Below are 16,812 nucleotides of genomic sequence, written 5' to 3' on the forward strand. Positions count from 1 at the left end.
CAGGCCCTGTGTTTTTAAAACCAAAGTTCAAATTTTTGAATAAATTTTATCGGATGATATGAAAGTTTTGATTTGCGCAGACCTTCAATACCGAGATCCTGCTCACGATTGATAAAGATCAACGCATCGAGTTCATTATACAAAGTGTAGCCCACCATAGAAAAGATCCCCTCATAAGAAATATCAGCTTTCTCGATATGAATGAGTACGGTCGTATGGTTGATAATTTCACCTATGATAAATCCTGCGATGTTTTGATTTACATAGACCAGTCCGATTTTAAGGTCAAAAAAGCCTTTATGTTCAAGAATATCTATAATGCCTCTGTATTCAAACTTCAACAGTGAGCCATTTTTTTGCCCCCCAATTGATCAACATGGCCCCTAGAGGTGCTGTAACAACGATGGCTAAAACCGCAATCGCAAGCATGACATCTCCAGATTCGACGCCTAACATTAAAGGCACACCACCTATTGCCGCCTGTACCGTTGCTTTTGGAATATAGGCGAGCACACAAAATAGCTGCTCTTTAAAAGTAAGCCCTGTTTTAAATGTCGAAATCATTACACCAATACTTCTCCCAATGAGTCCAATTGCGATAATAATAAGGCCTTTTAAACCTGCATGGAATGCCACCGCAACATCAACCTGAGCCCCTACAAGGACAAACAATAATATTTCTGCGAAAATCCATATTTTCCCGAATTTAACGGCTAATCTCTTGGCAACAACTTGTCTTTTTTCAAGTAAGATAAACCCAATCGTCATGACTCCTAATAATCCGGCAATTTCAATCTTACTTTTGAGTGCCGTTTCAAGTGCTGTTAGCAATATGGCTACACCCAAAATCATCAATACCTTCTTGGTGTCTCTAATGTGATATTTCTCAAACACTTTTACTAAGACAAGTCCCAATAGAACGCCTGACAATATCCCTAAAATGATGGAAAGTGGAATTGAAAACAATTCAATCCCAACATTGACATGTTGTCCGCTGTATAGTCCTAAAAACGCTGAGAAAAATGTAATCGCAACCACATCATCAATGGATGCACTTGCCAGTATCAACGTGGGAATCGCTTTTTGTGTGCCCACTCTTTTCTCTTGAAAAATGATCATTTGAGGGACGACCACCGCTGGTGAAACCGCAGCAATTATAAACCCTAATATCCCGCCTTGAATCCACGAAAACCCTAAAACGAAATGCGCTGCGGTCATTATGGTTAGACCTTCTATAATGCCTGGGATAAAACTCATCTTAAGTGCCGTTTTCCCCACTTGATTGAGTTCTTCTTTACTGATTCCCAACCCTGCTCTTAAAAGAATAACGATCAAAGCCATTTTTCTAAAATCAGCAGAGACCAAAAGCAAATTATCATCTAACACATCCAAGCAATAGGGGCCAAGTAAAACACCTAATAAAAGCATGCCCAATAATCCTGGCAACTTCATTTTCATAAATAGCACATTAAATAACAAACCAAATAATATGACAATACCCAAACTTGTAATCATAAAAACTCCTTTAAAATCTGGGAACATCTCCCCAAGGGTTATCGCATTAAAGCTTCAATTTCATCTATTGATTTAGGAATCATGGCTGATAGATTCTCATTGCCTGATTCTGTAATCAAAATATCATCTTCAATTCGAATCCCAATATTTTCTTCAGCAATATAGAGCCCAGGTTCCACCGTCAACACCATACCTGGCTGCAAGACCACATCACGACTGCCCAAATCATGAACATCAAGCCCTAGGTAGTGGCTAACGCCATGATAGAAATATTTAGAAAGCTCTTCGTCCTTTTGAATTAAGCCTATAGCTTTGAGCTCTGCAATTAGTGTTGTCTTACAGACCTCATTTAACGTTTCAAATTTAACCCCTAGTTTCATCGCTTCAATCGTCGCAGTTTGGGCCTTAAGGACGATATTGTAAATCGTGCTCTGTCTTTCGCTAAATTTTCCAGAAACAGGGTATGTCCTCGTAATATCCGCGGCGTATTGCTTATACTGAGCACCTAGATCTAGCAATATCAAATCATCCGCTTTAACCACTTTGTTATTTTCTACATAATGTAGAATCACAGCGTCTGTGCCCGATGCCGCAATTGTTGGAAAAGAGTTGCCATCAGCACCAATCATTCGAATTGAATGCGCAAAAGTTGCCTCTACTTGATACTCCATTACATCAGGCTTAAGCATTTTAAGAATACTTCTAAGCCCCTGGTCTGTCATCTCAATGGCAGTTTTAATGCGCTCGATTTCTTCAGTTGATTTAAACATTCGCATTTCACTCACAATCGGATGTAATGTTTTCAGCTCAATAAAGGGATATCTTGCTTTAAATTCTCTCGAAAATTTTAAAGAAGTCCCCGCCTCTTCATCCCACGATCGCTTCTCTAAATCTAGGTAAACATTTTGGATCAGATTATTGTCTATAAGGCGATTTAGAGTTTCTCTAAATTCATCTAAATATTTAACCGACTGAATCCCTGAAACAGACGTTGCGACTTCTTTAGTCATCTTTCTTCCGATCCATTTTTCGATGTCATAATCGGGTTTTTCAATGAATAAAGACACTTCAAATGCACTTTTTGTCTTATGCATCAGCACGATGAAGTTTTCATTTGTAAGTCCAGTCAAATAATAAAAATTCTTGTTTGGTAAAAAGGCATAGTGAGCATCGGCTGTACTCTTTGGCGCCTTTCCTGAGAAGAGCATCACCGCATCTCCTGTGCTTAATGTTTGACCTAATTTCTCTCTGAATGTTTTATGCATCTTAAGCCTCCTAAAATTGTCTAAAAAAAATAACCCTTCTATACTTTTCATTATAGAAGAGTTATTTTTAGAATACAAATATTATTTCGTATGCCTATTTATTTTTTTAGTTTATACCCCACTCCCCAAACCGTTTGTATATATTCAGGATTGCTGGGATCAAATTCAATCTTCTCTCTTAATTTTCTCACATGTACTGTCAGGGTTGAAGTATCTATTTCCACCTCATAGCCCCACACTTTTGCAAAAATTTCATCTTTTGAAAAAACCTTATTGGGTGCTGAAGATAGCAACGCCAAAAGATCGTATTCTTTTACGGTGAGTTCCACAATTTCTCCATTTACAAATACTTCACGCGTTTCAAAATCGATGAGTATACCACGGAGCTCAAAACTTTTATGTTGAGCACCCGTAGTGCCACTCTTTAGCATTTCATATCTTTTCAAATGCGCTTTAACTCTTGCAACCAATTCATGTGGACTAAAGGGCTTCGTCAAATAATCATCAATACCAAGGCTTAGCCCTTTTAATTTATCAACTTCCGTATTTTTAGCAGAAACAATCATAATGGGAATATCTTTATAGTGCCTAATGGCTTCAGCAATTTTAAAGCCATCCAGCCCAGGTAACATAATATCCAGAACAACCATGTCAAAAGGTTCTTTTAATGCGATTTCTTTACCTTTCATGCCATTTTTTTCTACAGTAACTTGAAAACCCGAAATTTCAAGATAGGCTTTTTCTACTTCACCTATTTCGATATCATCTTCAATCAATAAAATTCTTTTCATCAAACGCTCCTAACTGAGGTAAGGTAATTCGAATACCGAACCCACTTTGTGTATCCGTAAAAGCAGTGATCTTACCACTATGTCTACTCACTATGGATCGGCATATCGCTAAACCGAGCCCTGACCCAGCAACTTGTTGATTTCTAGCTGGATCAATCCGATAATATTGCGTAAAAATATTTTCAAGCTCATCCACTGGTACACCAACACCGTTGTCAATCATTTCAATCTCTATCAAATCATCAACTGCCTTTAGTGTAATTTTAAAGATCAAGTGTGCCTGTTTTGAATACTTCATTGAGTTCATTAAGACATTGGTTATAACCCGCTTAAGTTTTGAAGGGTCAATCCATGCAAAAAGAGGTTCTTTCTCATCTACCTTATAATCAAAGTGAACCCCTTTATAAGAAGGGTCAAATTGTAATTCATCGACAACATCTTTAAAGAAAAATTTTAAATCTACCGTTTCAAGTTCAAAGGTCATTGATTCTGTTTCAAGTTCATTATAAAGCTGTAGTTCATTCATCATTTTATCAATCTCAGATAATTTCTTTCGAATGTTGTTATAATAATTTGATATTTGATGAGGTTCCTTTACAACCCCATCATTTAATGCTTCTATTTGAACTCTTATAGATGTCAAAGGTGTCTTGATGTCATGCGTCATGTTGGAAATAAAATCATTCCGATTATTTTCTATCGAAGCTCTGTATTCTTTGGATTCGGCCAATTTTTCAATCATTGCATTTAAAGGATGAGTGATATAAACAAGGGGTTCATCCGTTATATCCAATCGATTAGTAAAATTTTCTTTACTGACTTCATCAATAATCGTGACCACTTTATTGAAATTCTTAGTTAATTTTTCTGCACTATACAAGAAAAACACAATCATAAATATAATCAAAATAATAAAGAGCGCAATAAAATAATTGACGACAAATTTCCCAATTTGACTGGGTATATTGATTACTTTTGTGAGAAAGAATACACTCCCTTTTCCCCCATCTTTAAAATAAAAGTCAAGTTGTCTTGCGACTATGTAGCCTGTCTTATTAAAGAGTTCTTCGTTTTTAGTTGTATAATAGCCTCCAAATTCAGGCAGAATTGGCCCTGTCACTTTATTAAACCCACTCACAATTTTCCGACCTTCATCCGTCTCAAAATTATTAATGGCCTTGACATCCTCATCTTTCCTAATTAGGATAATGGCATCCTCAGGTTTAATTGAATGATTTCGAATAATGGGCTTATATGTGGACTCAATCAACAATCGTTCAGGATCTTCTAGTATAACACTGTTGATGTATCTAAAAGAAGTCTCATCTGGATTCCACTTTTGAAGCTGCCATATGCGTTCGTTTACAGATTGAGGATCCGTTAAAAAATTCAGGAACTCAGAACCCGTAATAATCGCAACATAGATTACCAGCACTACAATCGGCAATAAAGTCATCACAAACCAGACAAGAACAGCTCTATTTTTGAATCTGTACGCATATTTTTTTTTAGAAAAAAACATAATGCCTCCATATGAGAGTAAGGGATGGTTTACACCATCCCTATTGATCTCTATTTTATCACGACTTTGCTATTTTCTGAAAGATATTCTTTACCAAGTACAACAACTTGATCTCCTAAATATAAATTTTGAAGGATTTCAACTTTGTCATCACTTTCGCCTCCAGTAATTACCGAAACTTGCTCCACTGTATTATCTGCTTTGATTCGGTAAACATAATGAGATTCTCCCTCTAGAAGCAACGCACTTTTGGAAACAACTAGAACTTGCTCTAATCGATGCGTGGTTATTTTTATTTCACTATATAGCCCCGACATCAAATCTTCATCGCCTTGAATACTGATTTCAATTGGATAGGACCCTTGTTGCCCTACCTCTGAAACTGAAATGACTTCACCTGCGTAAGTTTTATCCAGCGTATTGACATAAATAGAAACAGATTGACCCTTTTTAACACTTTTCACATACTTTGAAGTAACCGATGTATTTACTATAAATTGACTTTCTGGTATGATTGTATACCCATTCTGAGCCGTTGCATAAATATCTTTTGAAATATTCTTATTCACAACAATACCGTCTACTGGACTTCTTTGAACATAATTATCAAGCTGTTCATTAATCGTTGATAACGTGCTATTATAACTTGCCGTCGCATTTTCATAAGCTCTTTGCTCATTTTCAAGCGCTGTTTTTGCATTATCTAAAGTCGACTGAGATGTCGCGCCAGATTCAAACAATTGTTTTTGATCATTATAATCATCTTCAGCTTTTTTTAAACTATCTTTAGACTGATCCAGCGCATTTTTTTGCTGTGTTAATGTTTGATTTTTAGAAACGTCAAACGTATCTCGATTTATTTCAAACAACACATCATTTTTACTTACGCGATCTCCCACTTCAAAATAGATTGCTTTAACATCTCCAGCCATTTTAGCGGTGACATTAAACGTTTCAACGGGATCAATTGATCCTATTGTGAACACAGTTTCATCTATATCCCCTTTAGCAACTATTTCAGAACTTACAGTGGTCGCAACTTCTGATTCTAATCCCACTTGTAGTGCTGAACGATCATTGCTTATTGCCTTTTTAGGTTTGGGGATAAATATAACGACCAAGATTGCAATGATTGCTACGCCAACTATAATCCATTTTTTATTCATTTTCATTTTCATTTTCTTCACCCTTCCACCATTTCATCGTTCTTTTTTCTATACTATAGTAAATCATCGGAATTATAAGCAAGGTTAAAACAGTTGACACAATAAGTCCGAAGATAAGCGCAAATCCCAACTGACTAAAAGTTGAATTATAAAGCGCTAACGGCAAAACACCGCCTATTGTTGTTAATGAAGTTGCAAGTACAGGCTGAACTCTTGTTTTTACAGCTTCTGCTACAGCATCTCTAAGTGCTACACCAGTATTTCTGAGATAATTGATATAATCAATCAAGACGATCGCATCATTAACTGCAATTCCAACCAGAGCCACGATTCCAAACATTGCGTAAAATCCAAGGCTATTTTGTGTAATAATAAGACCTAATATGACACCTATCAACGCAAATGGAATGGATAGCAATATAATCATCGGTTGAACAAAGGAATTGAACTGAAGCACTAAAATAATATAGACCACAAGAAGTGCAATGCCAAAATTTCTGCCCATATTGCCGATTTGTTCATTTAAGTCATTCATACCACCACTTACTGCTGTCGTTATATTTTGAGGTAATTCTATATGCTTTACTGCCTCAGAATAAGCCGTACTGACTTCACGAACATTGTAACCCTCCTTTAAATCCCCTTCAATGGAGACAATGACTTCGCCATCCTCTTTATTAATGCTGCCTATCCCTGTCTGTATTTTAAGCGTTGCCACATCGTCGAAATAGATTTTATTGCCCGCATTGTTCATAAAGAAAATGCGATCAAAATCCTTAACGCTATTGATTTGATCCTCAGAATAATAAACTGAGATATCGTATTCCTCCGAACTTTCTACATAAGTGCCCACTGTTGAGCCTGAAATATATTTTCTAAGCTCTGAAGAAATTTGTGCAACAGTCAACCCATAATAAGTGGCTCTGTTGCCATCGATATTAATGATCATTTCTTTTTTGCCACCATCTGTTGAGATTCTAGGTTCAACAATCCCTTCAATCTTAGACAATTCCGCTAAATACTGCTCAGCCACTGGACGGATTTCGTCCAAATTATCGCCTTTTAAGCTCAAACTTACATCTGCCCCGCTTGACATGGGCGACATAGTACTTTGTTGATCTAGTTGGAACTCTGCACCCGGAATAATATTAATCCGACTCCTGATCTGATTTTCAATTTCTGAGCCGCTTAGAATTCGATCGTCTTTATCGATTAACTCGACTACGATCTCTGCTTTATTGAAACCATCTGAACCCACTTTAGAAGTAAAAGATTCCAGATCCACAATATCATATAGATTCGACTCAACTTGTTTTACGATACGATCTGTATCATCAAGTGGTGTTCCCACGGGCGCTTCAATATTGATTTTAAGCGCTGTGGGTTCTTCATAAGGGAATAATTCGACCTTTAGAATCCCCAGTGGTATCGTCATAACTGAACCGATAAACATGACCACTGCAAGTAGAATAATGATGAATTTTTTGCCTCTTGAAATCAGCACCGTAAAGATAAATTGCTTGTATTTTTCCATCATCCCCGGTGCGTTACTTTTTTCAGCCCTTTTAGAAGCAAAGGTTTTTATCGCATAAACAGCTGTAAAAACAAACGCCAAAAGGATACTTGCATTCGTTATTTTCCATTGATCGGAAAACGCCACGAGCGACAATAAAAATATAACAATCCCTGCTGTTACATTTCTAATTTTATCTGAAAAAAGATGATGGCTGTTTTTCTTTTTATAAGGCGTTAGAAATTTGGCAGAAAGTGTTGGCGTAATCACAATGGAAACAAAGAAAGAGGCTGCAATAATATATATGATCGTCTTAGGAATATTTGAGATAAATTGTCCCATTACCCCCGGTGTCATGGCAACAGGCACAAAAGCACCTAATGTTGTCAAAGTTGCTGCTAAAACTGCTGGTGCAACTTGATTCGTCCCAAATTTAGAAGCCGTTATGCGATCTACACCTTCATCCCTAAGCCGATCTATATTTTCCATGACCACGATAGCATTATCGACTAAGAGCCCTAAGGCGATGATAAACCCTGCCAGTGATAATGTATTAAAGGTAACACCTGTGAATGTCATGACGATAAAACTTATAAATAACGATATGGGTATTACCGTGGCAACAATGAGTGCTTCATTGAGACCAATAAAGATATAGAGCACAATGACAACACATATCAATCCCCCAAGAGCATTATTGATAACCGTACTTAAATCTTTAACCACATCCACACTCATGTCGCTGGTTACAATAAAATCGACATCTTCTGGAATGGCGTGTTCAGGTTTATTTTCTATAATCGCTCTAATCTCACTGGCTGGTCCAACGATATCATTACCATCTTCTCTATAAACCGTTAAATATATCGCTGGGGTCGATACTTTTTCAGCATCATCATTATTTACAAATACCCTAGAGTAGTTGTCTGGATCTTTATGTGCATCCTCAACAGTTGCCACATCCTTTAAAAAGATCGTCCTAGAGGCAGACGTTTCAATCGCTAAATTACGAATATCCTCTACATTTGTAAAACGCTCATCCACGCGAATATTAACGGTTGTATTATCAATATTTTTTTCACCAGCAGGCATATTCATATTCGAACTTTGAAGTGCAGATGTAATGTTCTGATAAGACAATCCATATTCAAGGAGTCTTACTTGATCCACAACGACTTTTATTTCTCGATCATACCCCCCCGAAAGGTCCACTTGTTTGATACCAGGAATGTTCTCAATTTCATCCTGAATTCTCTCGCCATATTTTTTGAGCTCTGCTAAGTTATAATTCCCTGTCATCGTAATCGAAAATATAGGGATATCTCCCGTTTTAAATACGCCAACTGTAGCATCATCAGAAGCCCCCTCTGGAAAACTGATTTTAGCGAGTTCATTTCGAACCGTTTGCTCTGCATCATCCATATCGGTGTCATCACTATACTCCAATATGATTCTTACAAAGCCACTTTGAACAGTGGCATTAACTTTGTCGACACCCTCCAAACTCTTTACTTTTTTTTCAATTGGATCTGAAACCAACGTGTTCACATCATCTGCTGATGCCCCAGGATATGTTTTAAAAATATAAAGCATATTGGTAGAGACATCTGGTACAGTCTCTTTTGGCAAACTGTTATATGCATTATAGCCAAGTATAAGGACCGCAAAAATGATTAAAAAAACAATTTTGTAGCGATCTATAAACCCTGATGCTATCTTTCCAAGTATATTCTTGGGCATTTTGAGTTCTGGTAAATCTTTCATAGAAAAAGCCTCCTGTTGTATTCTTAATACTAGAATACAGGAGACTCTCTAAAATAGACCTTATAAACTATTAATTTTTTCCTAATTAAACGCTAATCTGCACTTAACTATAGATCCATATGACACCATTTCTTGCAAAATTGAGCCTTTTTCTGACAATTGACTTGTAAAGAACCACATTTAGGACAAACTTGATGATCCTGTTTAAAATCAATTGCATAACGATGGTCACAACTTTCACATACGAATTGACATTGTTCAGTGGTATAATGGCCACCCTTAATGGAGATCGCTTTGCCTTCCAATAAGGCACTGGTTAATTTAGTACGTCCAGATTCAATGATCAATTGAAAGGTTTGTCTTGATATGCCCATTTGCGCCGCACAGTCTTCTTGAGATAAGGCTTCAACATCTTTTAATCGCATTGCTTCAAGTTCTTCAACCGTAAGATTGATCTCATCCAGTTTGCACTTTGGAATACCATAGGGTACAAAATAGCTTTCTTTTGGAAATTGTGAGACGCGTCTAAATCGCTTTGGTCTTGCCATAGTGCCTCCTCATTAATATTCATCTGTAAATTGTATCATAAAATGAACTCACTTTTATAGTAATTTTATAAATTTAACTTATAGTAAACTTGATATAGCGCTTCTAAATCCACTACCAGATTACCATACATCTGGTAGAAATCAAGATCTGTACTGTTGTTTTCAGAGCTGTTCAACTTTGAGATTTTATCCTCTAGAGCCAAGATTTCATTTTCAACTCTATCTTTTTTCTGTTGGTCTAGTACTTTTTGAATCTGAGCCTCGTTTAATTGATTTTCTTTAGATATCTCATTTTTTACCAACGACTTTGACGACACTGAATTTGGCTGCACGATATGAGCCCTGCAATATTGATCATAATTGCCATTAAAGCTCATCATTTCCCCGTTTTTAAGTTCAAGAATACGGGTGACACATTGGTTGAGATAAAACCGATCATGAGAAACGGCTATAACCGTCCCTTTAAAACTTAAAATCGCATTTTCAATGGCCTCTCTGGATTCAAGATCTAAATGATTTGTTGGCTCATCCAAGATTAAGCAATGTGGCTGGTAGAGCATAATTTTTGCAAGCTCTACCCTTGCTTTTTCGCCACCACTGAGCACTTCTATCGCTTTGTATACTTCATCACCATAGAAATTAAAAAGTGCCAAATGTTTTTTTATATCTTTTTCTTCTAATTTTGTAAAACAAGTTTCAAATTCTTCAAATACACTTCTGGACTCATCTTCAAAGTTAATCTCTTGTCCTAAATAAGCGTAGTTTACCCACTTTCCAAAGTTAACATGTCCCTTGAAGTGAGCGTCGTTTCCTAAAATGATATTGAGCAGTGTCGTTTTCCCACATCCATTTGGACCAATAAGGCCTATGCGCTCGCCCCCATGTATCTTAAACGAAATATTTTTAAAAATACAGTAATCTTCAAATTGCTTTGTAAGATGCTCCACCAACACGATATCTTTACTCATATGTCCCGCGGGTTTGAAGCTTAACTTTGGTTTTGACTTTTGCGCTAAATTCTCATTCTTTCTCATTTCCACAAGCAACTTTTGTGATCTCGTTTTAAGTTTTTCGACTTCCTTTTCTGAACTTTTAGATTGCTTAATTTTTTTATATTTTCTAAGCTTTTGAACTTTTTCTTCTCCATCTCTAATCTGCTTTTTCAAATTAGAATGTTCTTTTAAATAAAAACTCGTGATTCTTGTTTTTTGATCTATATAGCTTGTATAATTACACTTCTTAACAGTCAGATGGCCATGATTCAGCTCTGCTATTCTCGTCGTTACTCGATCTAAAAAATAGCGATCATGTGATACGATTAAAACGCCTCCCGAAAACTTTTTAATAAATTCTTCGAGCCATTCTATAGCCTTAATATCAAGGTGATTCGTCGGCTCATCCAAGATAAGCAAATCTGGCTCATCTAATAAAATTCGAGCAAGTGCAACCCGCATCTTCTCGCCGCCACTAAGTCTCTCGATTGGGAGTTCAAGCGCACCTGCTCTCAAACCCAAACCCATTAATATTTTTTTAATTTTACTTTGTAAATTATAGCCATCTATTGCCTCAAATTTCTCGTAAAGCTTTTCATATCGCCGCATGCATTCCGCATACGCTTTTGGATCAAGGTCGCTTTCAAGCTTCTTAAACACTTCACTCATTTGAGTTTCAATCTGAAAAAGTGCTTCATGATGCAAAGCATTTTTCCCATTTTCCTGCTCATCACTATTTTGCGACAAATAACCCACTTTAATACCACTTGAAAAATAATGTTGCCCAAAGTCTGGCGTCTCAATCCCCATGGCAATTTTCAACAAAGTTGACTTACCAGAACCATTGGCGCCCACAAGTGAAACACATTCGCCGCTCTCAACCATGAGTGAAACCTCATCTAATACAATCTTGTTTTGATACGCTTTACCTATGCTTTGTAACGTTAATAAACCCATCTTATCCTCCTATTAAATCAAAAATTTCATTTTGGGAGGTTAATATTCAGTCGCATTGGGACACATCGCATTTAGGCGTTTTGGGTCCAAATGGCATCAGTTAATAGCCTTTATTTTTTACAAAAAAAGCTCTATTCTGAACGAATAGAGCTCTTGCGTTTACAAATATTATAACAGCATTATAAACAGGCTTGTGACACCCCTCCATAACACCTTCAAATTTGCACTAAAATACAACCATCGAACAGGGATCATGGTCTAAACATTATTGACACAACAAAAACCATCTGTAAAAAAAGCATTTCTCACAGAAACTTGCTGTATAATATAATATTTTTCTTGATCCCGGCTACTGAGATGTTAGCTCCGCATAAAGCTCACCGAATATTAACCTTATTGTCTCTATTCGAAGCAAACTCCACTACCAGCAGCCGGTACGTTATGTGCAAATCTTTTCATGATAAACACTCCTGTACCTTCGTATTTTATGCAACTCAATTATAACACCTCATTTTTAAGATTACCATTACAAATACTTTACAAAAGAAAGTCAATCTCTTGACATAATAAGCAATATTTTATCGCAACCAATCTGTCCCTATCGAATACACGATATCTGTTCGTTTACTTAGTGCAGATAAAATGACTATAATCTAATGAGCTCACAAATCGAATCCCTAAAATAAAATCACAAATTAGGAGGTCAATCATGAATGAAAGATATCAACTCAATAAAAATCTAGCACAAATGTTAAAGGGCGGCGTCATTATGGATGTCACCTCAGCGGCTGAAGCCAAAATCGCAGAAGAAGCTGGTGCTTGTGCAGTCATGGCACTGGAAAGAGTGCCCGCAGACATCCGAAAAGATGGCGGCGTTGCACGTGCCTCTGATCCTAAGATGATCAAAGAAATCCAAGCCGCTGTGTCTATTCCCGTCATGGCAAAAGTCCGTATCGGTCACTTCGTAGAAGCTCAAATTCTCGAAGCTCTTGAAGTCGATTATATCGATGAAAGTGAAGTTTTGACGCCTGCTGATCCCACTCTACACATCAATAAAAAGAACTTTAAAACCCCTTTTGTCTGTGGCGCTAAAAATTTAGGCGAGGCCCTCAGAAGAATCTCAGAAGGCGCTTCTATGATTCGCACTAAAGGTGAACCTGGCACAGGCGATGTCATCGAAGCTGTAAGACATATGCGTTTAATGACTTCTGAAATAAACCGCATTAAAAGCCTTGATAAAAATGCACTCTACCATGCTGCTAAAGAACTCATGGTTCCTATAGAACTTTTAACCTATGTCCATGAAAACGGTTCACTTCCTGTGGTTAATTTTGCAGCAGGCGGTGTTGCTACGCCTGCTGATGCCGCTATGATGATGCAACTCGGATGTGATGGTGTCTTTGTGGGGTCTGGCATTTTTAAGTCCGGTGATCCTCGAAAGAGAGCCGCAGCAATTGTCAAAGCAGTGACACACTATCAGGACGCCGTCATACTTGCCGAAATATCTGAAGACCTTGGCGAACCCATGGTAGGCATCAATGTTTATGAAATCTCGGCCAAAGATCGAATGTCTGAAAGAGGCTACTAAGATGCTTACTATTGGCATTCTGGCACTTCAAGGTGCTTTTATAGAGCATTCAATGCCTATTGAACGGCTTGGACATCTCTCAAAAGAAATAAAACAGCCCAAGGACCTAGAAGGTATCGATGGCATTATACTCCCAGGTGGTGAAAGCACTACAATCTCTAGGCTCCTTGATTCAACTGGTTTAAGAGTCCCGATTCAGAATCTATTAACCGCTGGGCTCCCTTGCATGGGCACCTGTGCGGGCATGATTTTGCTTGCTAAATCTATTGAAGCAGATTCTGTGCCTACACTTGGCATGATGAATATTGAGGTAAAGCGCAACGCATACGGGAGACAGCTTGGCAGTTTCACAAGAATGGAAGTCGTCGAAAAAATCTCTGATGCACCAATTCCACTGGTATTTATTAGAGCACCTTATGTCATAAAAGTTGCTGAAACTGTAGAAGTCCTACATCGAGTAGATCAGCATATTGTTGCTGTCAAAGAACAAAATTTATTAGCCCTTGCTTTTCATCCTGAACTCACTGATGATCTCACTTTTCACAAGTATTTTATAGAGATGATCCAACAAAATTAAAAAAAGAAATCACGAACAATAAAATGGACATTGTTCGTGATTTTTGACACTCTAGCTCTTGTGTTTAAATAAAAAAGCTGATGCAATCGCCGTAAGTGGAATTGTAAACAAAATACCAAAACTCCCCACCAATGCTTGTAAAATTTCCACCACCACAAGTTCTCTGTTGAGCACATCAAGCAGGGAGGTGTTATATGAAATAAGCAAGAGTACAACACCAAGGGAACCTCCAATATAGGCTAAAACTAATGTATTGGCCATGGTGCCCATGATATCTCTCCCAATGTTAATGCCTGATGATAAAATCATTTTAAAAGTCATTTTATCCGACTGTGATTTGACCTCATATAAAGAGGAAGCAATAGACATTGCAACATCCATAATGGCGCCAAGGGCACCAATGATAATTGCTGCAAATACAATCGCCTTTAAATCAATCGGCTGGTCTTTATTGAGCAAGAGTAAAAATGCAGAATCTTCATCTACCATCCCTGTAAGTTTTAAAACATGATCCATGATCATCGTTAGGCCACCTGCAACGAGTATACCTCCAAAACAGCCAATTCCAGCAACTAAGCTCTTCTTATTCAATCCACTAACCACTAAAAACGTCATCAAAATAATGAATACACAGGTGAGAATCGACCAGTAGTATATATTTTTACCCGACAAAATTGCGGGAATAAACACAATAAAGATTGCAAGTCCAGTATAGATCAAAGAGATAATCGTTTGAAAGCCCTGCTGTCTACCAAATACGATGAGTAGCACCATAAAAGCCACTCCTAATAGCAAAAGCGCATCTGTTCTTACATATTCACCCAGTGTCCATTCTGTGCCATAATCTTCATTTGGAATATTATAAAGTAAAACCGTATCGCCAACCTTAACGGGTTTTAATTGAACCACAGCATATGTGTTCAAATTTTGCTCGCCCTTTAATATCGACCCTTTGCGTTCGCCAGTCATCGCCTCAGCATTAAAAATAATTTCCTCAATGACTAAAGTTTCTGTTTCGCTCAGTGGATGCTCTTCCTTAAGACGATCCACAATTTCAGTAATTTTTGCCTTTTGTACCTCCGTATAATTTCTACCATCAAAGAGCGTCATCCCTTGAACTGCTATCTTATGACCTACAAAAATATAGAGAGTCGATAATATAATTGTAATTGCGATGACCCATCTTCTCTTTGCACTATCTGTTTTCATTTTATCTTTCATCCTTTTCTCCTAAGGTCATTATAAAACAGACCTTTATGTCTTAGACTTTTGCTTTCTATTAATTATTGGAGATGCTCCAAATAAATAATCCGCTGACATCGCCCCAAGTTCCATTTTCAAGAGTTCTTCGGCAAGGTCCGTCATATTCCTAAGTTCTGTTGGTCTTTTAATACCTTCTATAGATTTGCCTGTATATTTTCTATAATGCGAGTAGTGTTTCCATAGTCTATTTTTAATTTTTTGTGGACTTGAAGGAAGGCGAAGTACATCCAGTATAGACTTTCTAATGGCTTCAAGACCACCCATTTCAGCAACCGTAGAATCTGCTAGTGTTTTTCCAAGTGCTCTCGCCCATTTTTCATCTATCTCTTGGCATAAAAATTTGAGAACATGCCAAATATTATAAAGATCTGCTTTTGTCTCTAACGGTTGCTTTTTTAGCCATAAGAAGGCAAGCATTCTTCTTCGCCAATCCCACCATTTAACCGGACTGGTTAATTCATCTGCCGGAATTAAGAAAAAGCCATTTTCAAGCAGTAAATGACCAAATACGCCAGGCGGTTTTCCAAGGCGTTTATTCTTAAGCGTTGTCCTATAAACCCCACAGGAAGGACTACCTTCCATATAGATATACACAGAAACACCTGCACTAAGAAGTTGGTTTAAGCATGCTTCTGAGCTATTCATCAAAGCTTTGCTCAAATTTTTCCCCGATCCAGACATTACCTTTCCAGCGTTTTCCCAAACAGCACTTCCACTTTCACCTGTTATTTTAATGGCTTCTCTGGGCACCCCAAAACCTGCATTTACTTCTGGACACACTGGGAACCAGACAAAACTAGAAGCATCTCTTCCAATCGCTTCGAGTTGATTCCATCCTTTTGCATTGTACCTGAACTTACATCCATACATACAAGCACTAATGCCTACTTTAATGCGTTCTTCAAGATATACATCCATAAGTTACACTCCTTTCTTAGAAATTAGAGCCGTTTATTTTCTTGCATAACTTTATCTAAAACTTCTGCGGCTTTAACGATGACATGCACACACCCTTCTGCTTCAGTTCTATAAGCCAGTTTAAGCGGTGCACACATAATGCTCTGCATTTTCTTTTCATATTCAGAAATGAACGATTGGACAATCGGTTTCAGATCATCTGACTGGTGAGCTACTGTTTCCGTAACTTTAAGCCCTAACACCATAATAGAGGCCGTGACTGCACCGCATGCATTTTCTGTCATCATACCACCACCAAATCCAGATGCTATTTTTAATACTTCATTTGGAAGGCCTAAAGAATAAACCTTATTCGCACCGTATAAAATTTTTTCAGCACAATTGTAATCTTCTGCCTCGCCAAATCCTTGTTCTATCAAATTTTTAAGCATAT

The 16,812-nt window shown here is 37.4% G+C and carries 14 protein-coding genes; 2 read left to right on the forward strand and 12 right to left on the reverse strand.

What is annotated here, in order from left to right; translation table 11 throughout:
- Positions 1–14: 14 nt before the first annotated feature.
- The 9 genes from F3D3_RS09000 to abc-f all read right to left on the reverse strand — a co-directional run bounded on the left by F3D3_RS09000 (position 15) and on the right by abc-f (position 12,033).
- Entirely contained in the window at positions 15–341 is a 327-nt protein-coding gene (locus tag F3D3_RS09000) for a phosphatidylglycerol lysyltransferase domain-containing protein (protein ID WP_069873172.1), read from the reverse strand.
- Positions 331–1,515: a cation:proton antiporter gene (locus F3D3_RS09005; RefSeq protein ID WP_069873174.1), complete on the reverse strand. Its 1,185-nt coding sequence runs from the start codon at positions 1,513–1,515 to the stop codon at positions 331–333. The genes F3D3_RS09000 and F3D3_RS09005 overlap by 11 nt, the downstream gene beginning before the upstream one ends.
- 38 nt (positions 1,516–1,553) lie before the next feature.
- Positions 1,554–2,780: an aminopeptidase P N-terminal domain-containing protein gene (locus tag F3D3_RS09010; protein WP_069873176.1), complete on the reverse strand. Its 1,227-nt coding sequence runs from the start codon at positions 2,778–2,780 to the stop codon at positions 1,554–1,556.
- 98 nt (positions 2,781–2,878) lie between these two features.
- Positions 2,879–3,571, reverse strand: coding sequence for a response regulator transcription factor (locus F3D3_RS09015; RefSeq protein WP_069873177.1), 693 nt, complete (start codon positions 3,569–3,571; stop codon positions 2,879–2,881).
- Entirely contained in the window at positions 3,549–5,093 is a 1,545-nt protein-coding gene (locus tag F3D3_RS09020; RefSeq protein ID WP_069873179.1) for a sensor histidine kinase KdpD, read from the reverse strand. The genes F3D3_RS09015 and F3D3_RS09020 overlap by 23 nt, the downstream gene beginning before the upstream one ends.
- Before the next feature lie 50 nt (positions 5,094–5,143).
- Complete coding sequence (locus F3D3_RS09025) at positions 5,144–6,271, reverse strand: efflux RND transporter periplasmic adaptor subunit (protein ID WP_069873181.1); 1,128 nt, start codon at positions 6,269–6,271, stop codon at positions 5,144–5,146.
- Entirely contained in the window at positions 6,252–9,536 is a 3,285-nt protein-coding gene (locus tag F3D3_RS09030; RefSeq protein ID WP_069873183.1) for an efflux RND transporter permease subunit, read from the reverse strand. The genes F3D3_RS09025 and F3D3_RS09030 overlap by 20 nt, the downstream gene beginning before the upstream one ends.
- Positions 9,537–9,643: 107 nt before the next feature.
- Positions 9,644–10,084, reverse strand: a complete 441-nt coding sequence (locus F3D3_RS09035) for a DUF134 domain-containing protein (protein WP_069873185.1) — start codon at positions 10,082–10,084, stop codon at positions 9,644–9,646.
- A gap of 65 nt (positions 10,085–10,149) precedes the next feature.
- The gene (abc-f, locus tag F3D3_RS09040) at positions 10,150–12,033 is read right to left on the reverse strand and encodes a ribosomal protection-like ABC-F family protein (RefSeq protein WP_069873186.1); all 1,884 of its coding nucleotides are present in this window, start codon (positions 12,031–12,033) and stop codon (positions 10,150–10,152) included.
- 706 nt (positions 12,034–12,739) lie between these two features.
- Here abc-f and pdxS point away from each other — a divergent pair.
- Both pdxS and pdxT read left to right on the forward strand, forming a co-directional pair.
- Positions 12,740–13,621, forward strand: coding sequence for a pyridoxal 5'-phosphate synthase lyase subunit PdxS (gene pdxS / locus F3D3_RS09045; RefSeq protein ID WP_069873188.1), 882 nt, complete (start codon positions 12,740–12,742; stop codon positions 13,619–13,621).
- 1 nt (position 13,622) lies between these two features.
- A complete protein-coding gene (pdxT, locus tag F3D3_RS09050; protein WP_069873190.1) occupies positions 13,623–14,198 on the forward strand; it encodes a pyridoxal 5'-phosphate synthase glutaminase subunit PdxT in 576 nt (191 codons plus the stop codon).
- Between the two features lie 51 nt (positions 14,199–14,249).
- Here pdxT and F3D3_RS09055 read toward each other — a convergent pair whose 3' ends face one another.
- The 3 genes from F3D3_RS09055 to F3D3_RS09065 are packed head-to-tail and all read right to left on the reverse strand — an operon-like array spanning position 14,250 to position 16,810.
- A complete protein-coding gene (locus F3D3_RS09055) occupies positions 14,250–15,419 on the reverse strand; it encodes a YibE/F family protein (protein ID WP_069873191.1) in 1,170 nt (389 codons plus the stop codon).
- A gap of 33 nt (positions 15,420–15,452) precedes the next feature.
- On the reverse strand, positions 15,453–16,379 hold the full coding sequence (locus tag F3D3_RS09060; protein ID WP_069873193.1) for a DUF523 domain-containing protein: 927 nt from the start codon (positions 16,377–16,379) through the stop codon (positions 15,453–15,455).
- Between the two features lie 23 nt (positions 16,380–16,402).
- A complete protein-coding gene (locus F3D3_RS09065) occupies positions 16,403–16,810 on the reverse strand; it encodes a C-GCAxxG-C-C family (seleno)protein (protein WP_069873195.1) in 408 nt (135 codons plus the stop codon).
- Positions 16,811–16,812 lie beyond the last annotated feature (2 nt).

It is taken from the genome of Fusibacter sp. 3D3, from assembly GCF_001748365.1.
Lineage (GTDB): Bacteria > Bacillota > Clostridia > Peptostreptococcales > Acidaminobacteraceae > Fusibacter_A.

Coding starts and splice junctions, on each gene's coding strand:
- F3D3_RS09005 (WP_069873174.1), bottom strand. CDS start 1,515: ATGATTACAAGTTTGGGTATTGTCATATTATTTGGTTTGTTATTTAAT.
- F3D3_RS09010 (WP_069873176.1), bottom strand. CDS start 2,780: ATGCATAAAACATTCAGAGAGAAATTAGGTCAAACATTAAGCACAGGA.
- F3D3_RS09015 (WP_069873177.1), bottom strand. CDS start 3,571: ATGAAAAGAATTTTATTGATTGAAGATGATATCGAAATAGGTGAAGTA.
- F3D3_RS09020 (WP_069873179.1), bottom strand. CDS start 5,093: ATGTTTTTTTCTAAAAAAAAATATGCGTACAGATTCAAAAATAGAGCT.
- F3D3_RS09025 (WP_069873181.1), bottom strand. CDS start 6,271: ATGAAAATGAAAATGAATAAAAAATGGATTATAGTTGGCGTAGCAATC.
- F3D3_RS09030 (WP_069873183.1), bottom strand. CDS start 9,536: ATGAAAGATTTACCAGAACTCAAAATGCCCAAGAATATACTTGGAAAG.
- F3D3_RS09035 (WP_069873185.1), bottom strand. CDS start 10,084: ATGGCAAGACCAAAGCGATTTAGACGCGTCTCACAATTTCCAAAAGAA.
- abc-f (WP_069873186.1), bottom strand. CDS start 12,033: ATGGGTTTATTAACGTTACAAAGCATAGGTAAAGCGTATCAAAACAAG.
- pdxT (WP_069873190.1), top strand. CDS start 13,623: ATGCTTACTATTGGCATTCTGGCACTTCAAGGTGCTTTTATAGAGCAT.
- F3D3_RS09055 (WP_069873191.1), bottom strand. CDS start 15,419: ATGAAAGATAAAATGAAAACAGATAGTGCAAAGAGAAGATGGGTCATC.
- F3D3_RS09060 (WP_069873193.1), bottom strand. CDS start 16,379: ATGGATGTATATCTTGAAGAACGCATTAAAGTAGGCATTAGTGCTTGT.
- F3D3_RS09065 (WP_069873195.1), bottom strand. CDS start 16,810: ATGCTTAAAAATTTGATAGAACAAGGATTTGGCGAGGCAGAAGATTAC.